The sequence below is a fragment of the Sulfitobacter sp. G21635-S1 genome, from assembly GCF_027213915.1.
In the GTDB taxonomy this organism is placed as follows: Bacteria; Pseudomonadota; Alphaproteobacteria; order Rhodobacterales; family Rhodobacteraceae; genus Sulfitobacter.
Genome location: NZ_JAPWGV010000037.1, coordinates 13,667 through 37,551, shown reverse-complemented (window position 1 = coordinate 37,551; position 23,885 = coordinate 13,667). Strand labels below are relative to the sequence as shown.

Sequence of the window (23,885 nt, the reverse complement as noted above, 5' to 3'; positions counted from 1 at the left end):
CGCATGATCATCCTCGACACGAATGTCCTCTCTGAGCTGTTGCGCCCGGCTCCCGAGCCGAGGGTCGAGCAATGGCTGTCGGCGCAGGACGGGCTCAACGTCTACCTGACCTCGATATCGGAAGCGGAACTGCGCTACGGCCTCGCGATCATGGGGAACGGCAAGCGGCGCGCCGCGCTGGTTGATGCAGTGGACAGCATCCTGCGTGAGGACCTTGCGGGGCGCATTCTGCCTTTCGACAGCGCCGCCGCGCAGTCCTATGCCGCCATCTCCGCCGCACGACGGTCCGCCGGGCGACCGATCACCCAGGCCGATTGCCAGATTGCCTCAATTGCCCACACCCGTGGTGCCTCCGTCGCCACGCGCAACACGCCTGACTTCGAGGGTTGCGAGATCGACCTGATCAACCCCTGGACTACCGCATGAACGCCGTTGAGATTGAACAAGCCGTTTCCGAACTCGCCGAGCAGCCCTTTGATGCGGCAGAGTTCCCCTATGCCTTCCTCATGGCCTTCGGAAACAAGGAGACGACAATCAAGCGCCTGCGCACCGGCGCATCGAACAAGTCCGACATCGGCGGCGTCCTGCAGACCAACAACATCCACCTTGCGACCTGCGTCCCGGGCGAAATCGCGGCAACCCTCGCCGCCCTGCGCGAAAGCCCTGCCACCTCCCGCGCCAAGGCGAAGTTCATCCTCGCCACTGACGGCATCGACCTCGAGGCCGAGGACATCACCACCGGCGAGACCATCGCCTGCCGCTACACCGATTTCCCCGATCACTTCGGCTTCTTCCTGCCGCTCGCCGGCATCTCTACCGTCAAGCAGATCCGCGAAAGTGCGTTTGACATCCGCGCCACCAGCCGCCTCAACCGGCTCTATGTCGAGCTGATCAAGGACAACCCCGACTGGGGCAGCGCCGAAAAACGCCACGACATGAACCATTTCATGGCGCGGCTGATCTTCTGCTTCTTCGCCGAAGACACCGACATCTTCGTCAGCGACAACCTGTTCACCGCCACCATCGACCAGATGGCGAACCGCGACGGGTCGAACACGCACGAAGTCATCGGCGAGATCTTCCGTGCGATGAACACCGCCATCCCCAAACGGGCCGAGGCCAAGCTGCCCCGCTGGGCCGACACCTTTCCCTATGTGAACGGTGGCCTCTTCTCGGGCAGCACCGATGTGCCGCGCTTTTCCAAGATCGCGCAGCGCTACCTGTCCCATATCGGCAGCCTCGACTGGACACAGATCAACCCCGATATTTTCGGCTCGATGATCCAGGCCGTCGCGGATGAGGTGGAACGCTCGGTCCTCGGCATGCACTACACGTCCGTGCCGAACATTCTGAAGGTGCTGAACCCGCTCTTCCTAGATGATCTGCGGGCAGAACTGGAGGCGGCGGGCGACAACGCCCGCAAGCTGGCCAATCTGCGCGCCCGCATGGCCAAGATCCGCGTGTTCGACCCCGCCTGCGGGTCGGGCAACTTCCTTGTGATCGCCTACAAGGAAATGCGCGCGATCGAGTATGAGATCAACAAGCGCCGGGGCGAGCCGCTGCGCCGCACCGACATTCCCCTGACCAACTATCGCGGGATCGAACTACGCGACTTCTCGGCCGAGATCGCGCGGCTGGCGCTGATCATCGCGGAATATCAATGCGACGTGACCTATCGCGGCCAGAAAGAGGCGTTGGCCGAGTTCCTGCCGCTAGACGCGCAGAACTGGATCACCTGTGGCAACGCCCTGCGGCTGGACTGGCTGTCGGTCTGCCCGCCCACGGGGACGGGGGTGAAGTTTCAAGCGGATGACTTGTTCATGTCGCCGCTGGATCAGGCGCAGATCGATTTCGCGAATGAAGGAGGCGAGACGTATGTTTGCGGAAACCCGCCTTATGTCGGCGACAAATATCAGACCAAGGAGCAAAAGGACGATCTGAACGCGCTGCTACCAGGAAACAAAAAAGTACGTGCAATTGACTACATCGCGGGTTGGTTCTGGAAGGCATCGGACTTCATCAAGTATGGCGGCTGTTTCGCGTTTGTTTCTACAAACTCGATTTGCCAAGGTGTCCAAGTTCCGTTGATCTGGCCCCGAATTTTTCAGAACGGACAAGAAATATTTTTCGGACATCAGAACTTTCTTTGGGGCAATAATGCGAGCAAGAATGCTCAGGTCACCTGTGTGATCGTTGGGATCGCCGCTGTTGGTGAACGGTCCAAAGCTATTTATGGAGCTGACTTCATGAAGTCAGTCGAAGCCATAAATGCATACCTCACCGAAGGGGCCAATATTATTGTTGAACGTGCCTCTGAACCAATTGCAGAGATAGCGACAATGTTCGGCGGCAACATACCGCGGGATCAGGGCAACCTGTTACTGTCGCCTGACGAAGCGAACGATCTCTTGGAAGGTTTCCCTCAGGCATCTCCTCTCGTGAAGCCAATTGTAGGATCGAGCGAGTTCATCAATGGGCAACAAAGATATTGTCTTTGGATTGAAGATCACCAAGCAGAACTTGCATTCTCAATACCTCCGATTGCGGAACGTTTGGAGCGCATTCGAATCTACCGACAGGGTGGGAGCGAGCGCGGCAAAGCGGGCTTGCTGACGCCGTACAAGTTCGAGCGAACAATCATTGGAGAAGTAAATTCCATCGTCGTTCCAAGCGTATCCTCTGAACGTCGAGAATACCTGCCGTGTGGCTTGATGCCCAGTGACGTTCGCGTATCCAATCTCGCTCTCGCATTATACGATGCCCCGCTCTGGAACATGGCGCTGATCGCCTCGCGCCTGCATCTGGTCTGGATCGCCACGGTTTGCGGGAAGCTGGAAACTCGATATCGCTACTCTAACACCATGGGCTGGAACACCTTCCCCGTCCCGAAACTGACCGAAAAGAACCGCGCCGACCTGACAGCGGCGGCCGAAGGTATCCTTCTGGCCCGCGAGGCGCATTTCCCCGCCACCATCGCCGACCTCTACGACCCCGAAAAAATGCCCGCCAACCTCCGCGCAGCGCATGACCACAACGACGAGGTGCTGGAACGCATCTACATCGGCCGCCGTTTCCGCAACGACACCGAACGGCTGGAAAAACTGTTCGAGATGTACACGAAGATGACGACGAAGGTGAGCGCATGAGCGACTTTAACAGCATGACGTTGATGGCAGCGGGCGAGATGATTGCTGAAATGTCGACACAAACCGCTTTCTCGTCTCTCACCCTAGGGTGGGGTGTTGACGAATTCTGTGGTTCTGGATCGGTAGCATCGAAGGCCATTGAAATGGTTCGGTTCGCAAGAAGCAGTATGGGGGGACGTTCTGTTCCGACGGTCAACGGAAACTGTGACCTAAGCAGAGCCATGATTGAGCATGCAATTACGGCATCCGAGCAAAGCAAGCGCAACAAGCCAGATGTCTGGTTGCGTCTTCTTGCTGGTCTGAAAATGGATGGCTTCACACTTGTGGAAGAGGAGGTTCCAGACCCAATGGGCAGATCTTCCATTTTCGATGACGCTCCAAGGGTCATTACACAGACTGTTCTCAGGCGGATGCTGCCTGAGGATGTACCTGAGACAGATTTTCGAGAGGCGACCAGCGAAATTGAGGCCTTACTTGGTCGGCACGGGTTGGGCGCCGCCAAGGGGCATTTGGATCAAGCGATTCAGAACTTTTCGCAAGGGAACTGGTCTTCCGCCAACGCGATGATCAGAGATTTCTATCAGGAACTGCTGGACAAAATTGCGGAGTATTTTGGATGTGATCCTAAGGTTAGCGATGACGCAAAGAGGCAATATCTTGCAGATACAAAATCGGGACCGTTCCTACTTCACGAATACAATGAGTGGGAGAACGACAGAGGCAAACCTGCGTACGTATTGGGGTTGTGGGCAAGATTGCATCCGCACGGCAGCCATCCGGGCCTGTCAGATGAAGAAGATTGTGCTTTTCGGTTTCAAATAATCCTGATCACAGCCCGCATATTTTTAAGACGTTTTGATAAGCGGGTGAGAGGTCAATGATCAAAGGTTTTCCCTCCATTTCGATTATTTATGCCACCAACGGTAGCCCGGCCAAGCCGAACGACCTGGGCCGGCGAGCAATACAGGAATGCCCCTACGACAAACGCTACCCAGGCGTGGTGGGTCAGAAAGTGGACACACTATGACCCTTGACCCTGTCATGAGCGCGGAACGCACCCGCAGGTTGGTGGACGATCTGCGTGCCAAACCAGCGGAAACCACATGGATCGAGTTCAAGGAAAACAATGCCGACGGGCCGTTGATCGGCAAGCTGATCTCTGCCTTGTCCAATGCTGCACGGCTGGCCGATCAGCACTATGCCTATGTGGTCTGGGGGGTGCGAGACGGCGATCATGCGGTTGTCGGCACGAGTTTCGAGCCGACCGTGAAAAAGGAGAAGGGGCAGCCGCTCGAACTGTGGGTGGCCAACCACCTCCAGCCGGGCATCGAGTTCCGGTTCGAAGAGGTCGATCATGACGGGCAGCGCCTGATCCTGCTGACTATCCCCGCCGCCGCAACCGCTCCGGTAGAGTTTGACCGGACCGCCTATTTGCGCATCGGCAGTGCCACGCCGCGCCTGTCCGACCATCCGGAACGCCTGCGTGCCCTCTGGAGCAAGTTGCAGCCCTACGCTTGGGAGACAGGCGTCGCGGCGCAGTTCCTGTCCGGCGACGACGTTCTTGCGCGGCTGAATTACGCCAACTACTTCGATCTTACGGGCCAGCCCTTGCCGGATAACAGGCAGGGGATCTTCGACAAGCTATTGGCAGATCGTCTGATCCAGAAAGATGTAAGCGACCGCTGGAACATTACCAATCTGGGCGCAATCCTGTATGCCAAGAAACTTTCCGATTTCGGCCCCTCTGTAGAGCGCAAAGGGGTTCGTTTCGTGGCCTATGCTGGCACCGGACGTGCAGATGACGTGAGCCACCGCCAGGACGGCCAGCGCGGCTATGCAGCGGGATTTCAGGGGCTGGTGGATTACATCGACGGCCTTCTGCCCCGCAACGAATTGATTGGTAAAGCATTCCGCGAGGAGCGTCCGCTCTACCCGTCGATAGCGATCCGCGAATTGATCGCCAACGCATTGATCCACCAGGACATGACGATCACCGGTGCCGGTCCACTCATCGAGTTATTCAGCGATCGCATGGAGATCACGAACCCGGGCGCCCCCTTGGTTAGCCCCGACCGGTTTTTGGACTCGCCCCCGCGTTCCCGAAATGAAGCTCTTGCTTCCTTGATGCGGCGCATGAAACTTTGCGAAGAACAAGGCACCGGCATCGACAAGGTGATCTCGGCGGTTGAGCTACACCAGTTGCCCCCACCGGATTTCCGCATGGAGGGAGACGCCGTGCGCGTGGTTCTGTTTGCACCACGCCGCTTTGCGGACATGACACCGGAAGAAGCCGTGCGAGCGTGTTACCAACATGCCGCGCTCAAATACGTAGGCGGTCAGAAGATGACGAACGCGACACTTCGGGAGCGGCTCGGCATCGACGACCAGAACGCTGCGCAGGCGTCGCGGGTTATTCGCGCAACGCTGGATGCTGGTCTGATCCGTCCTGCGGATGCTGAACGCCCTCGTGCTGGCTATGTCCCCTCATGGGCGTGACAGGGATAACATTTGATCGGGTTTTGATTGTGCGTATGTGGGCTAGAGGGCGTAAATTGGAAAATACATATAAATCATACTGTTACGATAGGCGTGGTGCGGTATCGCTACTTGATCGGGTTTTGATTGCCTGCCCTAAAGCGAATGATTCTGCGCCCCTCAGAAGGAAAACATCATGACAAAGCAAGTTCCTTCCGTCTCTGTCAATTACGCGGCCAATGGAAGCTCGACCAAATCGAACGAGCTTGGCATGCGCGAAATGCAAGAGGGTGCCTATGAGAAGCGGGGCGAGCAATACCTGCTGATCAAGTCGCCGCCGGCATCTGGCAAAAGCCGCGCGCTCATGTTCATAGCACTCGACAAGCTATACAACCAGGGCCTGCGTCAGGCCATCGTCGTGGTGCCAGAAAAATCCATCGGGTCCAGCTTCAACGACGAGCCACTGAGCAAGTACGGCTTCTGGGCAGACTGGACCGTGCAACCGCGATGGAACCTGTGCAACGCTCCCGGCGGGGATGATGGCAAAGTGGGCGCTGTCGGCAAGTTCTTGGCGAGCGACGACAAGGTTCTGGTCTGCACCCACGCGACCTTTCGGTTCGCCGTGGACAAGTTCGGGATTGAAGCGTTTGACGATCGGCTCATCGCGGTAGACGAGTTTCACCACGTCTCTGCCAACCCTGATAATAAGCTGGGCACGCATCTGGGCGCCCTTGTCGCGCGCGACAAGGTGCATCTGGTTGCGATGACCGGGTCCTATTTCCGCGGCGATGCCGAAGCCGTTCTGTCGCCCGAAGATGAGGCAAAGTTCGATACCTTCACCTATACCTACTATCAGCAATTGAATGGCTACAAATACCTCAAGACGCTTGACATCGGTTATTTCTTCTATTCCGGGTCCTATGCGGACGACATTCTCAAGGTTTTGGATCCGACCGAGAAGACGATCCTTCACATCCCGAACGTGAACTCGCGCGAAAGCACCAAGGACAAGCATCGCGAGGTCGAGCATATCATTGACGCCCTGGGCGATTGGCAGGGAGCGGATCCCATCACAGGCTTTCAGCTGGTCAAGACGCCCGAGGAGCGGGTGCTGCGCATCGCCGATCTGGTCGATGATGAACCGGCCAAGCGGGACAAGGTGTCCAACGCACTGAAGGACCCTGCGCATAAGAACAACCGCGACCATGTCGACATCATCATCGCCCTCGGGATGGCGAAAGAAGGGTTTGACTGGATCTGGTGCGAACACGCCCTGACGGTGGGTTATCGCGCCAGCCTGACGGAGATCGTGCAGATCATCGGCCGTGCCACCCGCGATGCCGAGGGCAAGATGCGCGCGCGCTTCACCAACCTTATCGCGGAGCCCGACGCCGCGGCCGAAGCCGTGACCGAGGCAGTCAACGATACACTGAAAGCGATCGCAGCGAGCCTGCTGATGGAACAGGTGCTGGCCCCGCGTTTCAACTTCACACCCAAGACCGTGAAAAGTGGCCCTGTCGAAGGGTTTGATTACGGTGAGGGCGGCTATGATCCCAACAAGGAAAACGTCGGCTTCGACGAGGCCAGCGGGCAGTTCCAGATCGAAATCAAAGGCCTGGTCGAACCCAAGAGCAAGGAAGCCAAGCGCATCTGCCAAGAGGACCTCAATGAGGTCATCACAGCTTTCGTTCAGGACAAGACTACGATCGAACGGGGTCTCTTCGACGAAGAGCTGGTGCCGGAGGAACTGACGCAGGTCCGCATGGGCAAGATTGTCGGTGCTAGGTTCCCAGAGCTAGATGCAGAGGATCAGGAAGCGGTGCGCCAACACGCAGTTGCTGCGCTGAACCTGACCCAAAAGGCAAAAGAGATCGCGCTGTCGAACCGCGATGACACAGAAACAACCGGCAATACCGCCTTGATCGACGGGGTGCGCAAATTCGCAATGGACGTGCGCGAACTCGACATCGACCTGATTGATCGCATCAACCCGTTCGGCGAAGCCTACTCGATTCTGGCAAAGACTATGAGCGAGGAAAGCCTTCGGCAGGTCCAGGCCGTCATCTCGGCGAAAAAAGTGCAACTGTCACCGGATGAGGCGCGCGATCTTGCGAAGCGAGCCGTCAAGTTCAAGCAAGAGCGAGGCCGCCTGCCGTCGATTACTTCACCGGACCCGTGGGAAAAGAAAATGGCCGAAGGTGTGGCTTATCTCGCGCGCATGAAGCAGGAAGCTGCCAATGGCTAAGAGTTTCACCGACGAAGATGATGCCCTCCTTGCTGAGCTTGGCGTCGAGGTCGAAGTCAAGAAGCAGCTCAGCCGCACACCACGCGAAGAACGCATCGTCGCAGGTTTTGAGGAAATCTCGCGATTTGCAGAGGAGCATGGCCAGCCTCCCCAACACGGGGAGGATCTTGATATCTTTGAACGCCTCTACGCCGTGCGTCTTGATCGGATCCGCGACTTGCAGGAGTGCCGCGATCTCCTTGCCCCACTGGACGAGCAAGGTCTTCTTGCAGAAACCTTTGCGGCCTCAACGTCGGGCGCCGAAGATCTAGAAGACGATGCCCTGCTCGCTGAGTTGGGCGTAGAAGTAGCCAAGTCACCACTCACAGAATTGAAGCATGTCCGCTCTACAGCCGAGAAAAAGGCCGCCGACGAGGTCGCCAATCGCGAAAAATGCGAAGATTTTTCGAAGTTCAAGCCATTGTTCGAGATGGTCCAGAAAGAACTGGATAGCGGTTTGCGGGAGACCCGCCCTTTCGAGATGAAAGCCGAGATTGAGAAGGGCCGCTTTTTCATCGTCGGCGGTCAGAAAGCCTATGTTACTGAAAAGGGTGAGACCATCACGAATGAGCAAGGTCGTACCGATGCTCGTCTGCGGGTGATTTTTGACAACGGCACCGAGAGCAACATGCTGATGCGCTCGCTCCAGCGCGCGTTGAACAAGGACGGCGCGGGACGCCGAATCACTGACCCATCGGCAGGCCCACTTTTTTCGGACCAGACAATCGATGGTGATGAGGCGAGCGGGATCATTTATGTGCTTCGCAGCAAATCCGATCATCCACTCGTCACGGAAAACCGGGAACTGGTGCACAAGATCGGCGTTACCAATATGAGCGTCGAGAAGCGGATCGCCGGCGCGCAGTTGCAGCCGACGTTTCTGATGGCGAATGTCGAGGTGGTCGCGACATACGAGCTCTACAACATCAATCGGTCCAAGTTGGAGAACCTGATCCACCGCATTTTCGAACCTGCACGGCTCGAGATCGAGATCATGGATCGCTTTGGAAGGCCTGTGGTCCCGCGAGAATGGTTCCTCGTTCCTCTCTTTGTAATCAACGACGCTGTCGAAAAGATCAGGGACGGCACAATAACGGGCTATCACTATGATCCCCGCGCTGCCGGACTCAAACGGATTTCGGGGGAGATGCCGCAATAGATGCTGCGTGACACTCTATGGCACCTCGACCAGCGGGATGCATGGATCGGAGAAGGATTGCGCTTGAACTCGCGGAATATGGTCGAGCGCCATCACGTTCACCGGCACCCCAGCGTACCGCCAACCTTCTATCTTGCGCCTTTTGTTTTCTAACAAGAGTCGCAGTCGGGGGTAGCGCGCACCCGCGTACATGATAGATTCGCATAATGAAGTTTATGTTAATTATGAAAGTGCTCCTTCAAAAATCCGAGAGTCCATCTTATGTTAAATCTTTAATAAAATCGGCGCTGTTTGAATAGGCAACAAATTTAGAATCAAGTATTCTTCGCACCCACGCCATGGATGATTAGTTCCAGCATTTCATCTGCAATACTCTCTGGGTTAAGCGGCCCTTTCGGATTATACCAGATCGGCATCTGGTTGAAGGCCGAAAAAAGCACATGTGCGAGGCGCTTTGAGTCGCAATCGCGGATAGAACCGTCTTTGATCCCTTCTGCGATAATACTTTCAAGAAAATTCTGACCGTCTATCATTGTCTGACGCAAATTCTTCTGATTTTCTCCGGTCAGATTGCGCCGCGCTTCGCGCATCAAGGCAGAGCCGAATTCGCTCACAACCATGTTCGCATAGACTCTAAAGAATACGCGGATACGATCAAGCCCGTTACCCTGAACTTCCTTTGCCGATGTGAAGCATAGCTCGACCCGCTCCAGCGAGATGCGGGCGCATTGCATCAGGATATCTTCTTTGTTTTTGGCGTAATAATAAAGCGCGGGCTTGGTGACTGCGAGTGCCGCTGCGATGTCATCCATCGATGTCTGTTTGTATCCGACTGTTGAAAACGAATGCGCGGCCAGATTGAGCATGGCCCGCCGTTTCAGCTTTTGCTGGCCTTTGGCATCTTTGGTTTTTTTGTGCCAATGGATTCTAGTCAAAGCTACTCTTTCAAAACCAACGGGCGGAACCGAAGCACCGCCCGCATTTATCACTGACAGATTAGTAGTCGAGCCCGCGGGCCGCAATAGTCCATTTACCGTCTTCGACTTTTGCCATAATCAGACTTTCGATGCCCTGATGGTCTTCCGGGCCAAAGCTGACCGACTGGCCGCCGATCGGATCAACATAGCTAGTGATCGCTTCGGTTGCGGCCAGAAATCCTTCGGTCGTCAGATCGCGACCAGCAGCTTCGAGCGCCACGGCAATCAGGTCGATGAAAACGTAACCAAGCTGCGCTTGTGGGGCCATCTTTTCACCGTAAATTTCGCTGTAACTCTCCAGGATACGTTTTGCTTCCCCTTCGGAGTCTCCTGCGTTCGCAAAAACAAAAGGCGATACCAGATATAGACCATCCATCGCGCCATCAGCGGCAGTCGCAACTGCATCCATATAGGACACCATTCCAGTCACGAAAGTCGGTTCAAAACCAAGCTTTTTAGATGTTGCAACAACTAGAATTGTATCGCGCACCCCACCCGCCAGAAACACGATATCGCAACCGGCGTTTTTCAATGTGGTTACAGACGAGAGCATATCGGATTCGGTTGCCGAATGCTCCGTTTTGGCCGCGACTTTCATGTCATACTCTGCCAATTGCTGCGTGACGCCAAGCGCCATTGATTCACCAGCTTCATTTGCGAGTTGCGCAATGCAGGGTGTTGAGAAATCACCATTTTCCTTGAAGTATGCAACGCCCGCGCGAAACTGGTCTGTATAGCTGCGAAAAAATGCGTATTTCATCGGATCCAATGGTTCATACATCTCGACCTCGGCCGACATCGGGAACATGTTGGGAATTCCCGCTTCAATTTGTTGCGGCATGATCGCTAGGTTCATCGGTGTGCCAAGCGCGCCAACCATCGCAAAAATCTGGTCGCGGCGCATCAGTTTGTTTGCAACCTGAATCGCGCGGGGCACCTGATATTGCGTGTCCTCGATTATAATCTCAAGCTGGCGACCGTGAATGCCGCCCGCCGCATTGATCTCGTCCACGCGCATGCGCAGGCCATTCGCCTCGGGCACACCCCAGACTGCCAACGGCCCGCTTAGGTCCGTATAGGTGCCAAGCGTGATCATGTCGTCGGTCACGCCCTGCAGCCCCTCGGCCATCGCGCCGGTGGCTGTCATTGCGGTAAACGCAAGTGCTGTTGCTAGTTTCTTCATTGGTCTCTCCCTTTGGTGTTTCAATACATCGTTTCGATCAGGTCTTTGTATTTGCGCTCGATCTCGTTGCGCTTAAGCTTCATCGTCGGAGTCAGCTCGTCGTCTTCGGCTGTCAAAAGTACGTCGATCAGCCGGAATTTCTTTACCTGCTCGACCGGCGCGAAACCGCTGTTCGCCTGTTCCACCTCGCCTTCGATCAAGTCCTGGATTTGGGTGTTTGCGCACAGGGATTTGTAGTTGGAAAACGGGATACGCTTTTCCTGCGCGTATTTTTCAACGTTTTCGTGGTCGATCATGATCAGCACGCTCAGGTATTTGCGCTTGTCCCCGATGATCACCGCATCAGAAATATAGGGCGAGAATTTGAGCTCGTTTTCCAACTGCGAAGGCGTAATGTTCTTGCCGCCTGCGGTGATGATGATGTCCTTCTTGCGGTCCAGAATAGTTAGGTCACCATTGGCATCCATCGTCCCAACATCACCCGTATAGACCCAGCCATCGACCACGGTTTCCGCCGTCTTTTCAGGCTGGTTCAGATAACCCGAAAAATTGCTGGATGAGCGAATGAGGATTTCACCGTCATCGGCCAGTTTCGCTTCGACATTGCGCATTGCCCGGCCGATGGAACCGATCGGTGATCTGCCCGGTATGGTTGCAGTCACAATGCCGGTTTCGGTCTGGCCATATGCCTCTTGTACTGTCACCCCAAGGGCATTGAACCAGCTGAGCAGTCGGGCTGAAATCGGTGCCGCACCCGATACGATCGTATGCGCGCGCGCCAGTCCCAGTTCGACCCTGATATTTCGAAGCACCAGAAAGTCCAGCACCTTATGCCTAAGCCTAAGCATCGTCGGCACAGATTTTCCCGCAGCAATCAATGCCTCCCTGCGTCCAGCCGTTTTCAGGGCTTGGTCATAGGCAAACCGGCCAAATGCGGTGGCATCATTCATCACAAAATTGATACGGGAATAGAATTTTTCCCACACGCGCGGCACCGCAAAGATGAATGTTGGCGCGACTTCCTGAATGTCAGCGGCAAATGTATCGCCGCTTTCCGCGATGTTGATGGTTATGCCGTGACGGATCGGCACGCAGACAGACAGGATCCGTTCGGCCGCGTGACACAGCGGCAGGAACGTCAAAACTTCATCGCCCGGTCCGAGCGGCAATTCGGGGTAATTATCCGATTGCGCTAGAAAGAAGCGGTGCGACATCGCGGCACCTTTGGGAGCACCGGTTGTGCCGGACGTATAGATCAGCGTTGCGATATCTTCGGGATCGCCCGCATCAACGCGGCGCTCAAATTCAACGCTCAGTTCTTCGATTTTAGCGTCCGACAGTGCGAGAAATTCTTCCCAGCCTATGACTTTGTCATGCTGGAAACTGCGCAACCCTTCCATATCAAATACGATAACTTTTTCGAGATGATCAAGCTGGTCCTCCACACCCAGATACTTATCTAGCTGCTCTTCATCCTCAACGAATAGCACCTTCGCTCCGCTATCGTTCAACTGATAGGCAACTTGCTTTTCCTGCAAAGTAGGATATAGCCCGTGAGTCGTGGCCCCGATGCACTGGATGCCAAGGTCGGCAAACACCCACTCCTTGTTGTCTTCACTAATGATCGCGGCCACGTCACCTTCACGGTAGCCCAACGCCATAAGTGAACACCCGACCCTGCGCGCGGATGCGTAATAGTCCAGCCAGCTGAATTCTTTCCAGATGCCGAAATCCTTTTCGCGGATTGCGATTTTGTTGCCGAACTTCTTGCAGTTCTGCCGGAACAGTTTGGAGAACGTGTCACAGCCGTCAATCTGGACCGGCGGCGGCGTCCATCCTGCGGTGGATTGGTCTTGCATTGTGTTCATCGCCACGTCTTTCTTGCTTTCCAGCGGCGGTCGCCGCGCGCACTTTCTGCTTTGATGCCAAGGTAGAATTCGCGAATGTCAGCACTTTTCATGAGAACGTCGCGTTCACCTTCCATAACGATCCGGCCGGTTTCAAGGACGTACCCGAAATCGGCGGCCGGCAGCGCAACACTGGCGTTCTGTTCAACCAGCAACATGGTCACGCCTTCTTCGACGTTGATCCGTTTGATGATCTGGAAAATCTCGGAAATCAGGAGCGGTGACAGGCCCAGCGACGGCTCGTCCAGCAACATCACGCGCGGACGCTGCATAAACGCGCGACCCAAAGCCAACATCTGTTGTTGCCCGCCAGATAGATAGATCGCCTGCTTTTCCAGAAAGGTGCGCAGCACGGGAAACCAGCCCAGCACCTTTTCCAAGTCACGCGCCACTTCATCGCGATCCTTGCGGCAATAGGCACCCATCATCAGGTTGTCCTTGACCGACAAGAGGGAAAACACTTCGCGCCCTTCGGGTGAATGGGCGATGCCGACGCGCGCGATGACATCTGGGTCAAGCGCGGTGATATCGCGCCCTTCAAATTCCACCTGCCCCTTGAACGGATCAAGCGCGCCGGAGATGGTTTTCAAAATCGTCGTTTTGCCCGCCCCATTGGAGCCCATGACCGTAACGACCGACCCTTCCTTGACCGTCAGGCTGATGCCGCGAATGGCCATCACCCTGCCATACATCGTTTCGACGTTGCTGGCGCGCAGTACCTCGGTCATGCTGCCTGCCCTCCCAGATATGCCGCCTGAACATCGGGATCGCTTTGAACTTCGGATGCGCTGCCGCTTGCAAGAAACCGGCCTTCGTTGATGGCCAGCACCATGTCCGAAACTTTGTTCACCAGTTTCATGTCGTGTTCGATCATAACAACGGTGACACCCAGGACCTCGCGGATATCTTCAATCACAAAAGCAGTATCGTCGGTTTCCTCGCTGGTCAGTCCGCTTGACGGTTCGTCCAGCAACAGGATCTTTGGCTCCGACACCAACGCGCGGGCCATTTCGGTCTTTTTGCGCACGCCATACGGCAAATCCGCAACCCGTGCATGACGGTAGCCTTCGAGATCAAGAAACTCGATTATTTCTTCGGCTTTGCGGCGGTGGGCCAGTTCCTGACGCATCTGCGAACGGGTAAAAAACAGCTCACTCAGAGGCCCGAATTTGCCGTGACGGATGCGCCCGATCAGCAAGTTATCAAGCAATGACGCATGTTCGAACAGTTCGATATTCTGGAACGTCCGCGCAATGCCGTGGTTGATTACCTCATGGGATTTCGCTTTTCGCAGGCTTTTGCCGTTGAACCGGATGTCGCCTTGCGACGGATCGTAAATCCGGCAGATGAGGTTGAACACCGTGCTTTTGCCCGCGCCATTGGGGCCAATGATGGTGAACACCGACCCCGGTTCAACTGAAAAGCTCAAGCCATCCACCGCTTTCAAACCACCAAAGGAAAGCGATACGTTATCTATCTCCAACCCGTTCATCTTAAACGCTCCGTTTTGAGGAATGTCTTCTGACGCTGGAAACTGCGCTTCTTGTACATCGGGAACACGTTGAAATAGTGATGGATCTTGGTCCAGCGTCCATAAAGTCCGTCAGGTTCGAACAGGATGAACCCCAGCAGGATCAGACCGAATGCAAGACTATCGAAACCGCCGGACGTGGCGACTGCACTGGGCAGCACGATCTTGACCCAGCTCAACACGGTTGGCAGCAGCACGATAAAGAACGCCCCAAAAACCGCGCCGTGGATGGTTCCGATCCCGCCGACGACGATCATCAACAGCAGACGGATGGATTCCCCCATTCCGAAGGTTTCCGGCGTGATGTAGAAGAAGGCGTGCGCCAGCAGCCCGCCCGCGAGGCCCGCAAAAACTGCCGAGATGAAGAACGCATATGCCTTGAAGAAGGCCACATTGGTTCCCAACGCCCGCGCCGACACTTCGGAGTCGCGGATCGCAATCATGGCGCGACCCGACCTTGTGCGTGTCAGGTTGCGAACGATCAGGATACAACCCACGAAGATGACAAAATTCAGCAGATAAACTTTCCAGCTTTCGTCGATGGCCAGCCCGAGAATATTGATTTCCGGCACCGAAAGGCCACGATGACCGCCTGTGAAATCGCCCGCACCACCGATGAGCCGTTCGGTCACAATCGCAATCGAAAGCGTGGCAATCGCCAGATACAGCCCGTGCATCTTTCCGCAGATCCGTCCGACGGCCAACCCGACCAGCCCAGCCACCAACGCCGCTATCGGCAGCGACAAAAGCCACGGCACGCTGTAACGGGTCAGCAGGATCGTGTGAGTGTAGGCACCGATTGCGACAAACGCCGCCTGTCCGAAACTCACCTGCCCGGAAAATCCGGTCAGCACCATTAGCCCGAGACCCGCGATAGCATAGATGAATACGAATGAGAGTTCATCCAGAAAATAGCCGTCCAGAAACAGCGGCGCGGCCAGTGCGATCGCGGCAAACAGCAGATACCAGAATGCCTGTCCACGGTCGCGGAAAAGCTGGATGTCCTGAACATAGGATTTGCGAAAAATTACGCGCATGGCTTAGACCTTCTTTGCATAAATTTGGGCCAGCAGGCCTTGCGGACGGATCAACAGCACAAGGAACATGATCAAGTAGGCACCAATTCCTTTGAGGGTCGGGAACATGATATCGAAAAACGGTTCCGTCACACCGATCAGCAAGCAACCGATCACCGCACCGGGGATGGAGCCGAAACCACCGACAATTGCCCCTGCAAATGCCTTGAACCCGATAAAACCCATCTGCGTCGAAACCAACGTCATTGGCCCCAGGAGCAGTCCGGCAATCCCGCCAAAGATCGCGGACATTGCCCAGATCGAGGATGTCAGCCGTTTCACAGGAATACCCATGTAGAACGCTGCTAACTGGTTCAGGGACAACGCCTGCATGGCGACACCCTGCCGAGCGTAACGGAAAAACAGGTACAGCGCGCTGGCGACAACCGCGGTGACAACAATCGACAACACGCTGGCCCAAGAAATGATCACTGGGCCCAGTGTAAGATTGCCATCAACCGGAGCAGGCAACGAATAGTTGCCAAACCCCCAAATTATCCCTGCAACCGCCCTGAGCGCGATACCCAATGCCAGCGTCAGGATAAAGACAGTGAACACCGGCTGGCCCGTCAGGCGCCGCACCACAAGCGCTTCGACGCCGTAGCCGAATGCGCCCATGAAGACCAATGTCAACATCGCACCCAGCCAGTAGGGCATCCCCATCAGCACGATGAACTGATACCCGACAAATGCCCCCAGCATCATGAATTCGCCTTGGGCAAAATTCACCTGCTCAGTCGCCTTATACACAAGCACCAGACCAATCGCGATCAGGCTATAAAGGCACCCTTGTGACAGGCCGACCACAAAAAGCTGCATCGCATCGGCAAAAGACAAGGCAGTCATGCGTTGTTCCCCCAGTGTTCAAGGATTTCATCAAGGCTGATTTCTCCCGCATCTCCGGTCGTCGGTGTGTCGGGTTGTGTTCGCGAGAATCGCGGTGCGGGCGTCGGCATCTCGATGCCACCTACTGTGACAAAGCTGCCCCGGGCGCGATTATGCGCATGATCCGATGCGTCAGCCAGAGAAACCACAGGTGCGAAACACGCGTCGCTGCCTTCCAGAATATCGCACCATTCCTGTTGGGTCGCAGTCAGGAAAATCTCCGTAAGCGCGTCCATCATACTGGCCTGCGCGGTGGGTGCGTATTGATCGGCAAAGCGCGGATCGTCTGTGAGGCCCAGAAGTGCCAGAAGTTCGGCAAAAAATTGCGGTTCGAGACATCCAACGGACACATATTTGCCATCGCCCGTTTCGTAACAACGATACCACGCAACGCCGCCGTTGATAAAATCGCCAGACCGTTTATCAGACCAAGCGCCACATGCGACCAACCCGTGCTGCATGGTCATCAGCAGGTTAACCCCGTCCGTCATGGCCGTATCGACCACCTGCCCCTGCCCCGTGGCGCGCGCATGAGTCAGGGCTGCAAGGATACCAACGTTCAGCATCATCGCGCCGCCGCCCTGATCCGCGATCAGGTTCATCGGTGCAGGTGGCGGGCGGTCCGCATCGCCCAAACCCCAAACCGCACCGGTTATGGCGGCATAATTCATGTCGTGGCCCGCTGCATGTGCCAGCGGCCCTTCCTGTCCCCATCCGGTCAATCGGCCATAGACCAAGGCCGGATTGCGCGCCTGCACCTGTTCCGGACCAAATCCCAGCTTTTCCATTTTGCCCGGCCTGAACCCTTCGATCAGCACCTCGGCACGTTCGATCAACTGCCAGAGCCGGTCGACATCTCTGGCCTTTGTCAGGTCAAGTGTCAGGCTGCGGCGCGAGCGGTTGAACAGATTGTATTTCGCATCAATCGGCAACGGAAATTTCTGACCGGGCCGCGCGATGCGCACCACTTCAGCGCCCAGATCAGCCAGATGCATCGCAGCAAACGGCGCAGGGCCAAGACCTGCCATTTCAACAATGCGTACACCTTTGAGGGGACCTGAGCGTTGCAGCATCGCCCTATCTCGCCTGCAGGCGCGTGGCAGCATCAAGCCGCACGGTTTCGCCGTTCATATATGAATTCTCGATCAGAAAGGCGCAGCAATGAGCGAATTCTTCCATCCGGCCGACACGCTTGGGCGCTTCGACAGAGGCTTCGAGGTTTGCGATCACGTTGTCGGGCAGCGACATGACCATCGGCGTGCCGAACAGGCCGGGTGCAATCGCGTTGACGCGAATGCCCTTGGCACCCAGTTCGCGCGCGGCAGGCAGGTTAAGGCCCATCACCCCCGCCTTTGACGACGAATAAGCCGGCTGGCCGATTTGCCCTTCCATCGCAGCACCAGAGGAGACGTTGACAACAACACCGCGCTCTTCGCCGTTTTCGGGTTCATTCAACAACATCCGCTGAACAGCTTTGCTCATTACGTTGAATGTGCCGACAAGATTGATATCAACCGTGCGGCGGAATGTGTCGAGCGACGCGGCCTTGCCGTCACGGTCGATCACTTTCATCGGGCTGACGACCCCGGCGCAGTTGATGCACCCATGCAGCGCACCGAATTTTGAAACCACGGCGTCAACTGCCGCGTCCACGCCTTCATCGTCGGTCACATCGACGTTGCAGAACATTGCGTTTGAAGCACCCAGTTCCTTGACCAGCGCATCGCCAGCGCCCTGCGACATATCGAAAATACCAATCTTGGCACCGCGTGCTCGCAGATATTTCGCCGTCGCCGCGCCAAGACCCGATGCCCCGCCGGTGACGATGATTGTCTTGCCTTCGATTTCCATGACCGCTCCTATTTGAATGCCTGCACGCCGGTAAGCGTCCGTGCGATCAGCAATTTTTGTATTTCTGTAGTCCCGTCCGGGATCGGCCCGATAATGGCCTCGCGCGCCAGCCGTTCGACGATAAAATCGGTGGTGACACCATTGCCACCGTGGATCTGCACTGCTTGGCGCGTTGCGTTCACTGCGATTTCCGTGCCGTACCATTTGGCCATGGCACATTCCTTGTCGCAGCGTTCGCCGCGGTCGATCATGCCAGCGGCACGGAGGGTCAAAAGCCGCGCAGCATCAATCTCTGTGGCCATTACGGCGATCTTGTCTGCGATGAGCTGGTGACCCGCTATCTGCTTGCCGTGCTGGTTGCGTTCCTGCGCATATCTGATCGACTCTTCCAACGCGCGCCGTGCCAGGGAGATTCCCCACATGGCCATGTGAACGCGCGCCCGTTCAAACACCACAAGCGTTTGCTGCAAGCCGCGGCCGACCTCGCCTATCGTGTTTGCAATCGGCACACGCACGTCATCAAGAAAGATCTGTGCCGTGGATTGTGCGTTCAGACCCATTTTTTTGATGTCGCGGGTTTCATAGCCATGCTCTTTGCGATCCACTAGAATATGGGTCAGGCCCTCATCGGTGGCGCAGGTGCATATCAGGAAATCCGAAAAGCGACCATTGGTGATCCAGGTCTTTTCGCCATTGATCACCCAGTCATCGCCGTCCCGCCGCGCTCGGGTTTTGACAGCGGCCACATCGGACCCGACATTTGGTTCCGATATGCCCATCGACGCGGTAATTTCACCGGCAAGCAACGGACCGATATATTTTTTGCGAATCTCATCAGACCCGAGCTTCAGCAGAATCTCACCTGCCACCACGTTGATCAGAATGGGCAGCGCGATATCTATTGCCGTAACACCAACCTCTTCGAACAGCATCAGGTGGGTGGTCCAATCCAGCCCCATACCGCCCGCTTCTTCGGGATGCGGGGCCGATGTCAGACCGAACTCGGCAAGTCGCGTCATGAAACCCTGAATGACTTCTTTTTCGAACGGCGCATCCTTAACCTTCAGGTATTCCGGTTCGATCTGGTCATCCAGAAACCGGCGCAAGGAATCGCAAGCCATTATCTGCTCTTCGGTTTTGAACATCTTTCGCTCCTAGCGCCCGAGAATAAGGATGGAGGCCACGGCCTCTTCGATACCGATCAAACCGCCGCCATTTTCCGCGATGGCGATCCGCGCACCTTCGACCTGTCTAGGTCCACATTCACCGCGCAGTTGCGATACCAGTTCGTAAACCTGGCCCAACCCAGTCGCGCCAATCGGGTGGCCTTTGCATTCCAGCCCGCCCGACGGGTTCACCGGCACCCGCCCGCCGATGGAGGTGTCACCGCGCTCGGATGCAGCACCCCCTTCGCCAAATGGGAACAGCCCAAGGTTTTCGATCTGGATCAACTCACCCACCGCTGTTGCGTCATGCACTTCGGCAACTGATACGTCTTGGGGACCGATACCGGCGATTTCATATGCCCGCCGTGCCGCAATCGCGGTCAGGTGGTTCTCATAATCCTCCGGCGCGCGGTTTGATCCGGTCTGGATCACGCTGGCGCGCACTTCGATGGCACGATCCCGGCTGATCCCGAACTTTTTCAATCCGGCCTCGGTCATCAGAACCGCAGCGGCACCGCCATCGCTCATCGGGGCGCACATTGGCAGGGTCAAAGGATAAGTGATCGGTGGTGCGCTTAATATTTCGTCAACGGTATAAGGCGCGCGGAATTGCGCCTTTTCATTTTCAACCGAATGCATGTGGTTCTTTGCTGCAATCGCAGCAATCTGTTTTTGGGTCGTGCCGAACGTGCGCATATGCGCCAGCCCGAACGCTCCGTAAATCGCCATAAAGACTGAAAACGGCTTGTCCGAAGTGGTGTCATTCGGCACGTCGATGCCTTTGCCCAGCGCCATCAGTTTTTCGGTATTTTCCTCAACGGTGGACACATCCCACGCGCCATCGAAAAAGCTGAACATCTTAGCTTTGTCACCTGTCCACATTTTTTCGGCCCCAACGGCCAAAGCCACGTCACCCTCGCCTGCTTTGAGAAATTGAGCCGCAAGGTTCAACGCGGTTGACCCGCTGGCACATGCATTTTCGACGTTTACCATCGGGATGCCCTCAAATCCCATCTCGCGCAGGGTGATCTGGCCCGGGATCATCAACTGCGCCTCAAGATGTCGCTGTGTTGTGTTCGCGTAGTAGGCAGCCTGAATGTCATCCTTGCCAATGCCGGCGTCCGCCATCGCGCCATCGACAGCCTCGCAGGTCAGCGACTTTACCGTTGCCCCGTCGAGGCGTCCCATTTTGGTCATCGCGACCCCGGCAATGTAAATTTTTGTCATTTCAATCTCCGCTCATGTGCCGGTGAAAACCGGCTTTCGTTTTTCACCGAATGCGGCAAGTCCTTCGGCCGCATCGTTGGATTTCAGATGTTCGCGCAGCACGGCAAGTTCCTGTTTCAGCGCCTCCACCTGCGTCATTTCGATGGATGCATTGGCTACCCGCTTCATCTGCGACAGGACCAGCGGGCTTTTGGTCGCCAGCAACTGGCTGAACTCGTGCAGCCGCGCTTCAAGCGCGTCATCACCAACCACTTCCTGCACCAGCCCCATGCGCATCAATTCGCGCGCTGGTAGACTTTGGCCCGAAAACAAGAGGTATTTCGCGTTTGCGAGTCCGATCCGGCACGGCAAGACAGCAGCGCCGCCTGCGCCAGGGAACACACCAAAATTCGAATGAGCATCGCCAATTCTGGCGCTCTCGCCCGCAATCAGCACATCGCAACACATCGCGAGTTCCAGCCCGCCCGCAACGGTAATGCCATTCAGCCCGCCGATCACCGGTTTCGGCAAATCACGCAGCGCTTGAAACGTCGCGCCGATAGCGTCAAGAAAATCACCCTTTTGCGTATCGGCATCATCCAGACCAGCGAGGACTTCCTTCAGATTGGCACCGGCGCAAAACGCACGCCCCGCAGCCGTCAGCACAATTGCGCGCACCTGTTTTGCCACAGCGATCTCTCTTATCGCGGCGCGCAGTTCCCCAATGAGGTCGACAGAAAGTGCATTAAGACTGTTGGCCCTGTTCAACGTCAGCCACGCAACCGGACCACGGTATTCGACCAGTACATTCGCTTGAGTCATGCGTGCGTCTTTCTATTTACTTACCAGTAAGTAATCAAAAATATATAATCAAATCAAGAACTAATTTACGTTAGGTTACATAGGCTTGTAGGTTGTCGGTTTCTCCCGTCCGATTTGATCGGAGAATCAGCAATCCGGCGACATCAAGATAGTGCGTTCCCCGATGATGCGCGCGACATGAAAAAATGCCTCGCCGCGCGACACCTTGTGTTCAGGACGAACTTTTTGTGCCCAGATCCAGCGAGCCAGTCTGCATCATGCCGCCACAGACATATCCACCATCAACGACCAGTGTTTCACCGTTCACATATCGCGCATCAGGCGAGCCCAGATAGGCAACTGCCGCCGCGATATCCGCAGGGTCGGCCATGTAACCCGCCGGAATCATCGGCAACAGGCGCGCAACCGTTTCTTCGGTATAGGTGCTTTCGGTGAGCGGAGTTGTAATGGCGCCCGGTGCAATCGCGTTTGCCGTGACGCCATGCGCCGCAACTTCAAGCGCAATCTGGCGTGTCAGCCCCACCAAGGCCGCCTTGGACGTGCCGTAAGCCGTGCGCCCGACCCCTGCGCGGATGCCGCTGACCGACGTGATATTGATGATCCTGCCATATCGCTGACGAACCATTTCACGCGCAGCAAGTTGCGCGCACAACATGCTGCCTGTCAGGTTGATAGCCATAACGCGGTTCCAGTCTTCCAAAGGAAAATCGAGGAACGGATTAATCCCGACGATACCCGCATTGTTCACCAGCACATCCACGCATTTGTCCCAGCGTTCCGTCTCGTCAAATGCCGCATTCACCGATGCCGGATCCGACACATCAAGCTTTTGCCCAAGCGCTGTACCACCTGCCGCTTCGATCTGCTTGACCGTATCGGCTATGCCTGTTTCGGCAATATCAGTGACAACAACCCTCGCGCCCAACTCCGCCAGCCGCAAAGCAATCCCCTGTCCGATGCCAGAACCTGCACCGGTGACAAGTGCCACGCCGAAATCGTCACGATCTCTCATTGGTGGTTTTGTCATGCTGTAATCCTTTCATAAAGTGTAACAACCGCCGCACCGCCCAGCCCAACGTTATGCTGGAGGGCAAGCCGCGCATTATCGACCTGCCGGTTCTCTGCCTTTCCACGCAGTTGGTTGGTCAACTCAAAACACTGTGCCAGCCCCGTAGCACCCAGTGGATGCCCCTTTGACAGCAGACCACCAGACGGGTTCGTGACGTATTTCCCGCCAAAGGTGTTGTCGCCATCATCGACCAACTTTTCGCCATCACCTTCGGCACATAGCCCCAGGGCCTCGTAGGAAATCAATTCGTTCTGCGCGAAACAGTCATGCAATTCGATCACGTCGATATCGTCAGGACCCACGCCCGCCTTTTCATAGACCATGCGCGCGGCATCACGGCTCAGCCTGGCGCCAACCACTTCGATCATGTCGCCGGTTTCAGGGTCCAGCAGTTTATCCGTTGTCATTGCCTGCGCGCGGATTTGTACAGTTGTATCAAGGCCCATTTTTTCAGCGAACCCTTTGGACACCACAAGCGCCGCCGCAGCGCCGCAGGTGGGCGGACAAGCCATTGGCCGTGTCATTACACCGGGCCAGATCACCTGCGCACCCATTACATCCTGCGTGGTCATCTCCTTGCGGAAAACCGAGAGTGGGTTGTTCGCGGCATGGCGGCTAGCCTTGGCCCGAATTTTGGCGAATGTCTCCATCTTCGTACCAAATCGTTCCATATGCGCCTTGCCCGCACCGCCGAAATACCGAAGCGTCATCGGCAGATCGACGTCCCCTATCAGCCGGTCCGTGGCGGCATCAAATTCCGCCAGCGGTGACGGGCGATCGGGAAAGACAACACCCAACGCACCGGGGGCCATCTGTTCAAAACCCACCGCCAGCACACATTCTGCCACACCGCTTTCGACAGCCTGCCGTGCGAGGAAAAGCGCTGTTGAACCGCTCGAACAATTGTTGTTCACGTTGATAATCGGGATGCCCGTCATGCCCACGCGGTAAATCACACGCTGCCCGCTTGTGCTGTCGCCGTAAACATAGCTGGCATAGGCCTGTTGCACGTCTTCGAACGCGATACCGGCGTCATCCAGTGCAAGACGGATCGCCACCTCGCCCATCTCGTCGTAAGGTGCCGATGCGCCCGGTTTTGCAAAAGGGATCATGCCGACACCGGCAATAATGGCAGTCATTTTGGGTCT

At 56.2% G+C, this 23,885-nt stretch carries 20 protein-coding genes; 6 read left to right on the top strand and 14 right to left on the bottom strand.

Annotation, left to right across the window (positions count from 1 at the left end; all coding sequences use genetic code 11):
• The first annotated feature begins 3 nt into the window (after positions 1 to 3).
• The 6 genes from O4H53_RS24785 (at position 4) to O4H53_RS24760 (ending at position 9,064) form a co-directional block, all read left to right on the top strand.
• Positions 4 to 426 (top strand): type II toxin-antitoxin system VapC family toxin, encoded by a 423-nt coding sequence (locus tag O4H53_RS24785; protein ID WP_074647016.1) that lies wholly within the window; start codon positions 4 to 6, stop codon positions 424 to 426.
• Positions 423 to 3,146: a class I SAM-dependent DNA methyltransferase gene (locus O4H53_RS24780; RefSeq protein WP_074647014.1), complete on the top strand. Its 2,724-nt coding sequence runs from the start codon at positions 423 to 425 to the stop codon at positions 3,144 to 3,146. The genes O4H53_RS24785 and O4H53_RS24780 overlap by 4 nt, the downstream gene beginning before the upstream one ends.
• Positions 3,143 to 4,027, top strand: a complete 885-nt coding sequence (locus O4H53_RS24775; protein ID WP_064223261.1) for a hypothetical protein — start codon at positions 3,143 to 3,145, stop codon at positions 4,025 to 4,027. Before O4H53_RS24780 ends, O4H53_RS24775 begins: the two co-directional genes overlap by 4 nt.
• Before the next feature lie 160 nt (positions 4,028 to 4,187).
• On the top strand, positions 4,188 to 5,642 hold the full coding sequence (locus O4H53_RS24770; RefSeq protein WP_074647085.1) for an ATP-binding protein: 1,455 nt from the start codon (positions 4,188 to 4,190) through the stop codon (positions 5,640 to 5,642).
• A 175-nt stretch (positions 5,643 to 5,817) separates the two neighbouring features.
• Entirely contained in the window at positions 5,818 to 7,866 is a 2,049-nt protein-coding gene (locus tag O4H53_RS24765) for a pseudomurein-binding repeat-containing protein (protein WP_074647012.1), read from the top strand.
• Positions 7,859 to 9,064, top strand: a complete 1,206-nt coding sequence (locus tag O4H53_RS24760; protein WP_074647010.1) for a GIY-YIG nuclease family protein — start codon at positions 7,859 to 7,861, stop codon at positions 9,062 to 9,064. The genes O4H53_RS24765 and O4H53_RS24760 overlap by 8 nt, the downstream gene beginning before the upstream one ends.
• Positions 9,065 to 9,378: 314 nt before the next feature.
• Here the strand turns inward: O4H53_RS24760 and O4H53_RS24755 are convergent, their stop codons facing one another.
• From O4H53_RS24755 to O4H53_RS24690, 14 genes are all read right to left on the bottom strand, one after another.
• On the bottom strand, positions 9,379 to 9,999 hold the full coding sequence (locus O4H53_RS24755; RefSeq protein ID WP_074647008.1) for a TetR/AcrR family transcriptional regulator: 621 nt from the start codon (positions 9,997 to 9,999) through the stop codon (positions 9,379 to 9,381).
• A 61-nt stretch (positions 10,000 to 10,060) separates the two neighbouring features.
• A complete protein-coding gene (locus tag O4H53_RS24750; RefSeq protein WP_039965744.1) occupies positions 10,061 to 11,224 on the bottom strand; it encodes an ABC transporter substrate-binding protein in 1,164 nt (387 codons plus the stop codon).
• 20 nt (positions 11,225 to 11,244) lie between these two features.
• A complete protein-coding gene (locus O4H53_RS24745) occupies positions 11,245 to 13,083 on the bottom strand; it encodes an AMP-dependent synthetase/ligase (RefSeq protein ID WP_050757564.1) in 1,839 nt (612 codons plus the stop codon).
• Between the two features lie 5 nt (positions 13,084 to 13,088).
• Positions 13,089 to 13,859, bottom strand: a complete 771-nt coding sequence (locus O4H53_RS24740; RefSeq protein WP_009808038.1) for an ABC transporter ATP-binding protein — start codon at positions 13,857 to 13,859, stop codon at positions 13,089 to 13,091.
• Positions 13,856 to 14,623 carry an ABC transporter ATP-binding protein gene (locus O4H53_RS24735; RefSeq protein ID WP_009808037.1) on the bottom strand — a complete coding sequence of 256 codons (768 nt, stop codon included), beginning with the start codon at positions 14,621 to 14,623 and terminating at the stop codon, positions 13,856 to 13,858. The genes O4H53_RS24740 and O4H53_RS24735 overlap by 4 nt, the downstream gene beginning before the upstream one ends.
• On the bottom strand, positions 14,620 to 15,699 hold the full coding sequence (locus tag O4H53_RS24730) for a branched-chain amino acid ABC transporter permease (protein ID WP_009808036.1): 1,080 nt from the start codon (positions 15,697 to 15,699) through the stop codon (positions 14,620 to 14,622). Before O4H53_RS24730 ends, O4H53_RS24735 begins: the two co-directional genes overlap by 4 nt.
• 3 nt (positions 15,700 to 15,702) lie before the next feature.
• Positions 15,703 to 16,584: a branched-chain amino acid ABC transporter permease gene (locus O4H53_RS24725; protein ID WP_009808035.1), complete on the bottom strand. Its 882-nt coding sequence runs from the start codon at positions 16,582 to 16,584 to the stop codon at positions 15,703 to 15,705.
• On the bottom strand, positions 16,581 to 17,696 hold the full coding sequence (locus O4H53_RS24720; protein WP_009808034.1) for a CaiB/BaiF CoA transferase family protein: 1,116 nt from the start codon (positions 17,694 to 17,696) through the stop codon (positions 16,581 to 16,583). Before O4H53_RS24720 ends, O4H53_RS24725 begins: the two co-directional genes overlap by 4 nt.
• Before the next feature lie 4 nt (positions 17,697 to 17,700).
• The gene (locus O4H53_RS24715; protein WP_009808033.1) at positions 17,701 to 18,474 is read right to left on the bottom strand and encodes an SDR family NAD(P)-dependent oxidoreductase; all 774 of its coding nucleotides are present in this window, start codon (positions 18,472 to 18,474) and stop codon (positions 17,701 to 17,703) included.
• 8 nt (positions 18,475 to 18,482) lie between these two features.
• Positions 18,483 to 19,619, bottom strand: coding sequence for an acyl-CoA dehydrogenase family protein (locus tag O4H53_RS24710; protein WP_009808032.1), 1,137 nt, complete (start codon positions 19,617 to 19,619; stop codon positions 18,483 to 18,485).
• Positions 19,620 to 19,628: 9 nt separating this feature from the next.
• Positions 19,629 to 20,867, bottom strand: a complete 1,239-nt coding sequence (locus O4H53_RS24705; protein ID WP_009808031.1) for a thiolase family protein — start codon at positions 20,865 to 20,867, stop codon at positions 19,629 to 19,631.
• 12 nt (positions 20,868 to 20,879) lie between these two features.
• Positions 20,880 to 21,668: an enoyl-CoA hydratase/isomerase family protein gene (locus tag O4H53_RS24700; RefSeq protein ID WP_009808030.1), complete on the bottom strand. Its 789-nt coding sequence runs from the start codon at positions 21,666 to 21,668 to the stop codon at positions 20,880 to 20,882.
• A gap of 211 nt (positions 21,669 to 21,879) precedes the next feature.
• The gene (locus tag O4H53_RS24695) at positions 21,880 to 22,695 is read right to left on the bottom strand and encodes an SDR family NAD(P)-dependent oxidoreductase (RefSeq protein ID WP_229678646.1); all 816 of its coding nucleotides are present in this window, start codon (positions 22,693 to 22,695) and stop codon (positions 21,880 to 21,882) included.
• Positions 22,692 to 23,876: a lipid-transfer protein gene (locus O4H53_RS24690; protein WP_009808028.1), complete on the bottom strand. Its 1,185-nt coding sequence runs from the start codon at positions 23,874 to 23,876 to the stop codon at positions 22,692 to 22,694. The genes O4H53_RS24695 and O4H53_RS24690 overlap by 4 nt, the downstream gene beginning before the upstream one ends.
• Positions 23,877 to 23,885 lie beyond the last annotated feature (9 nt).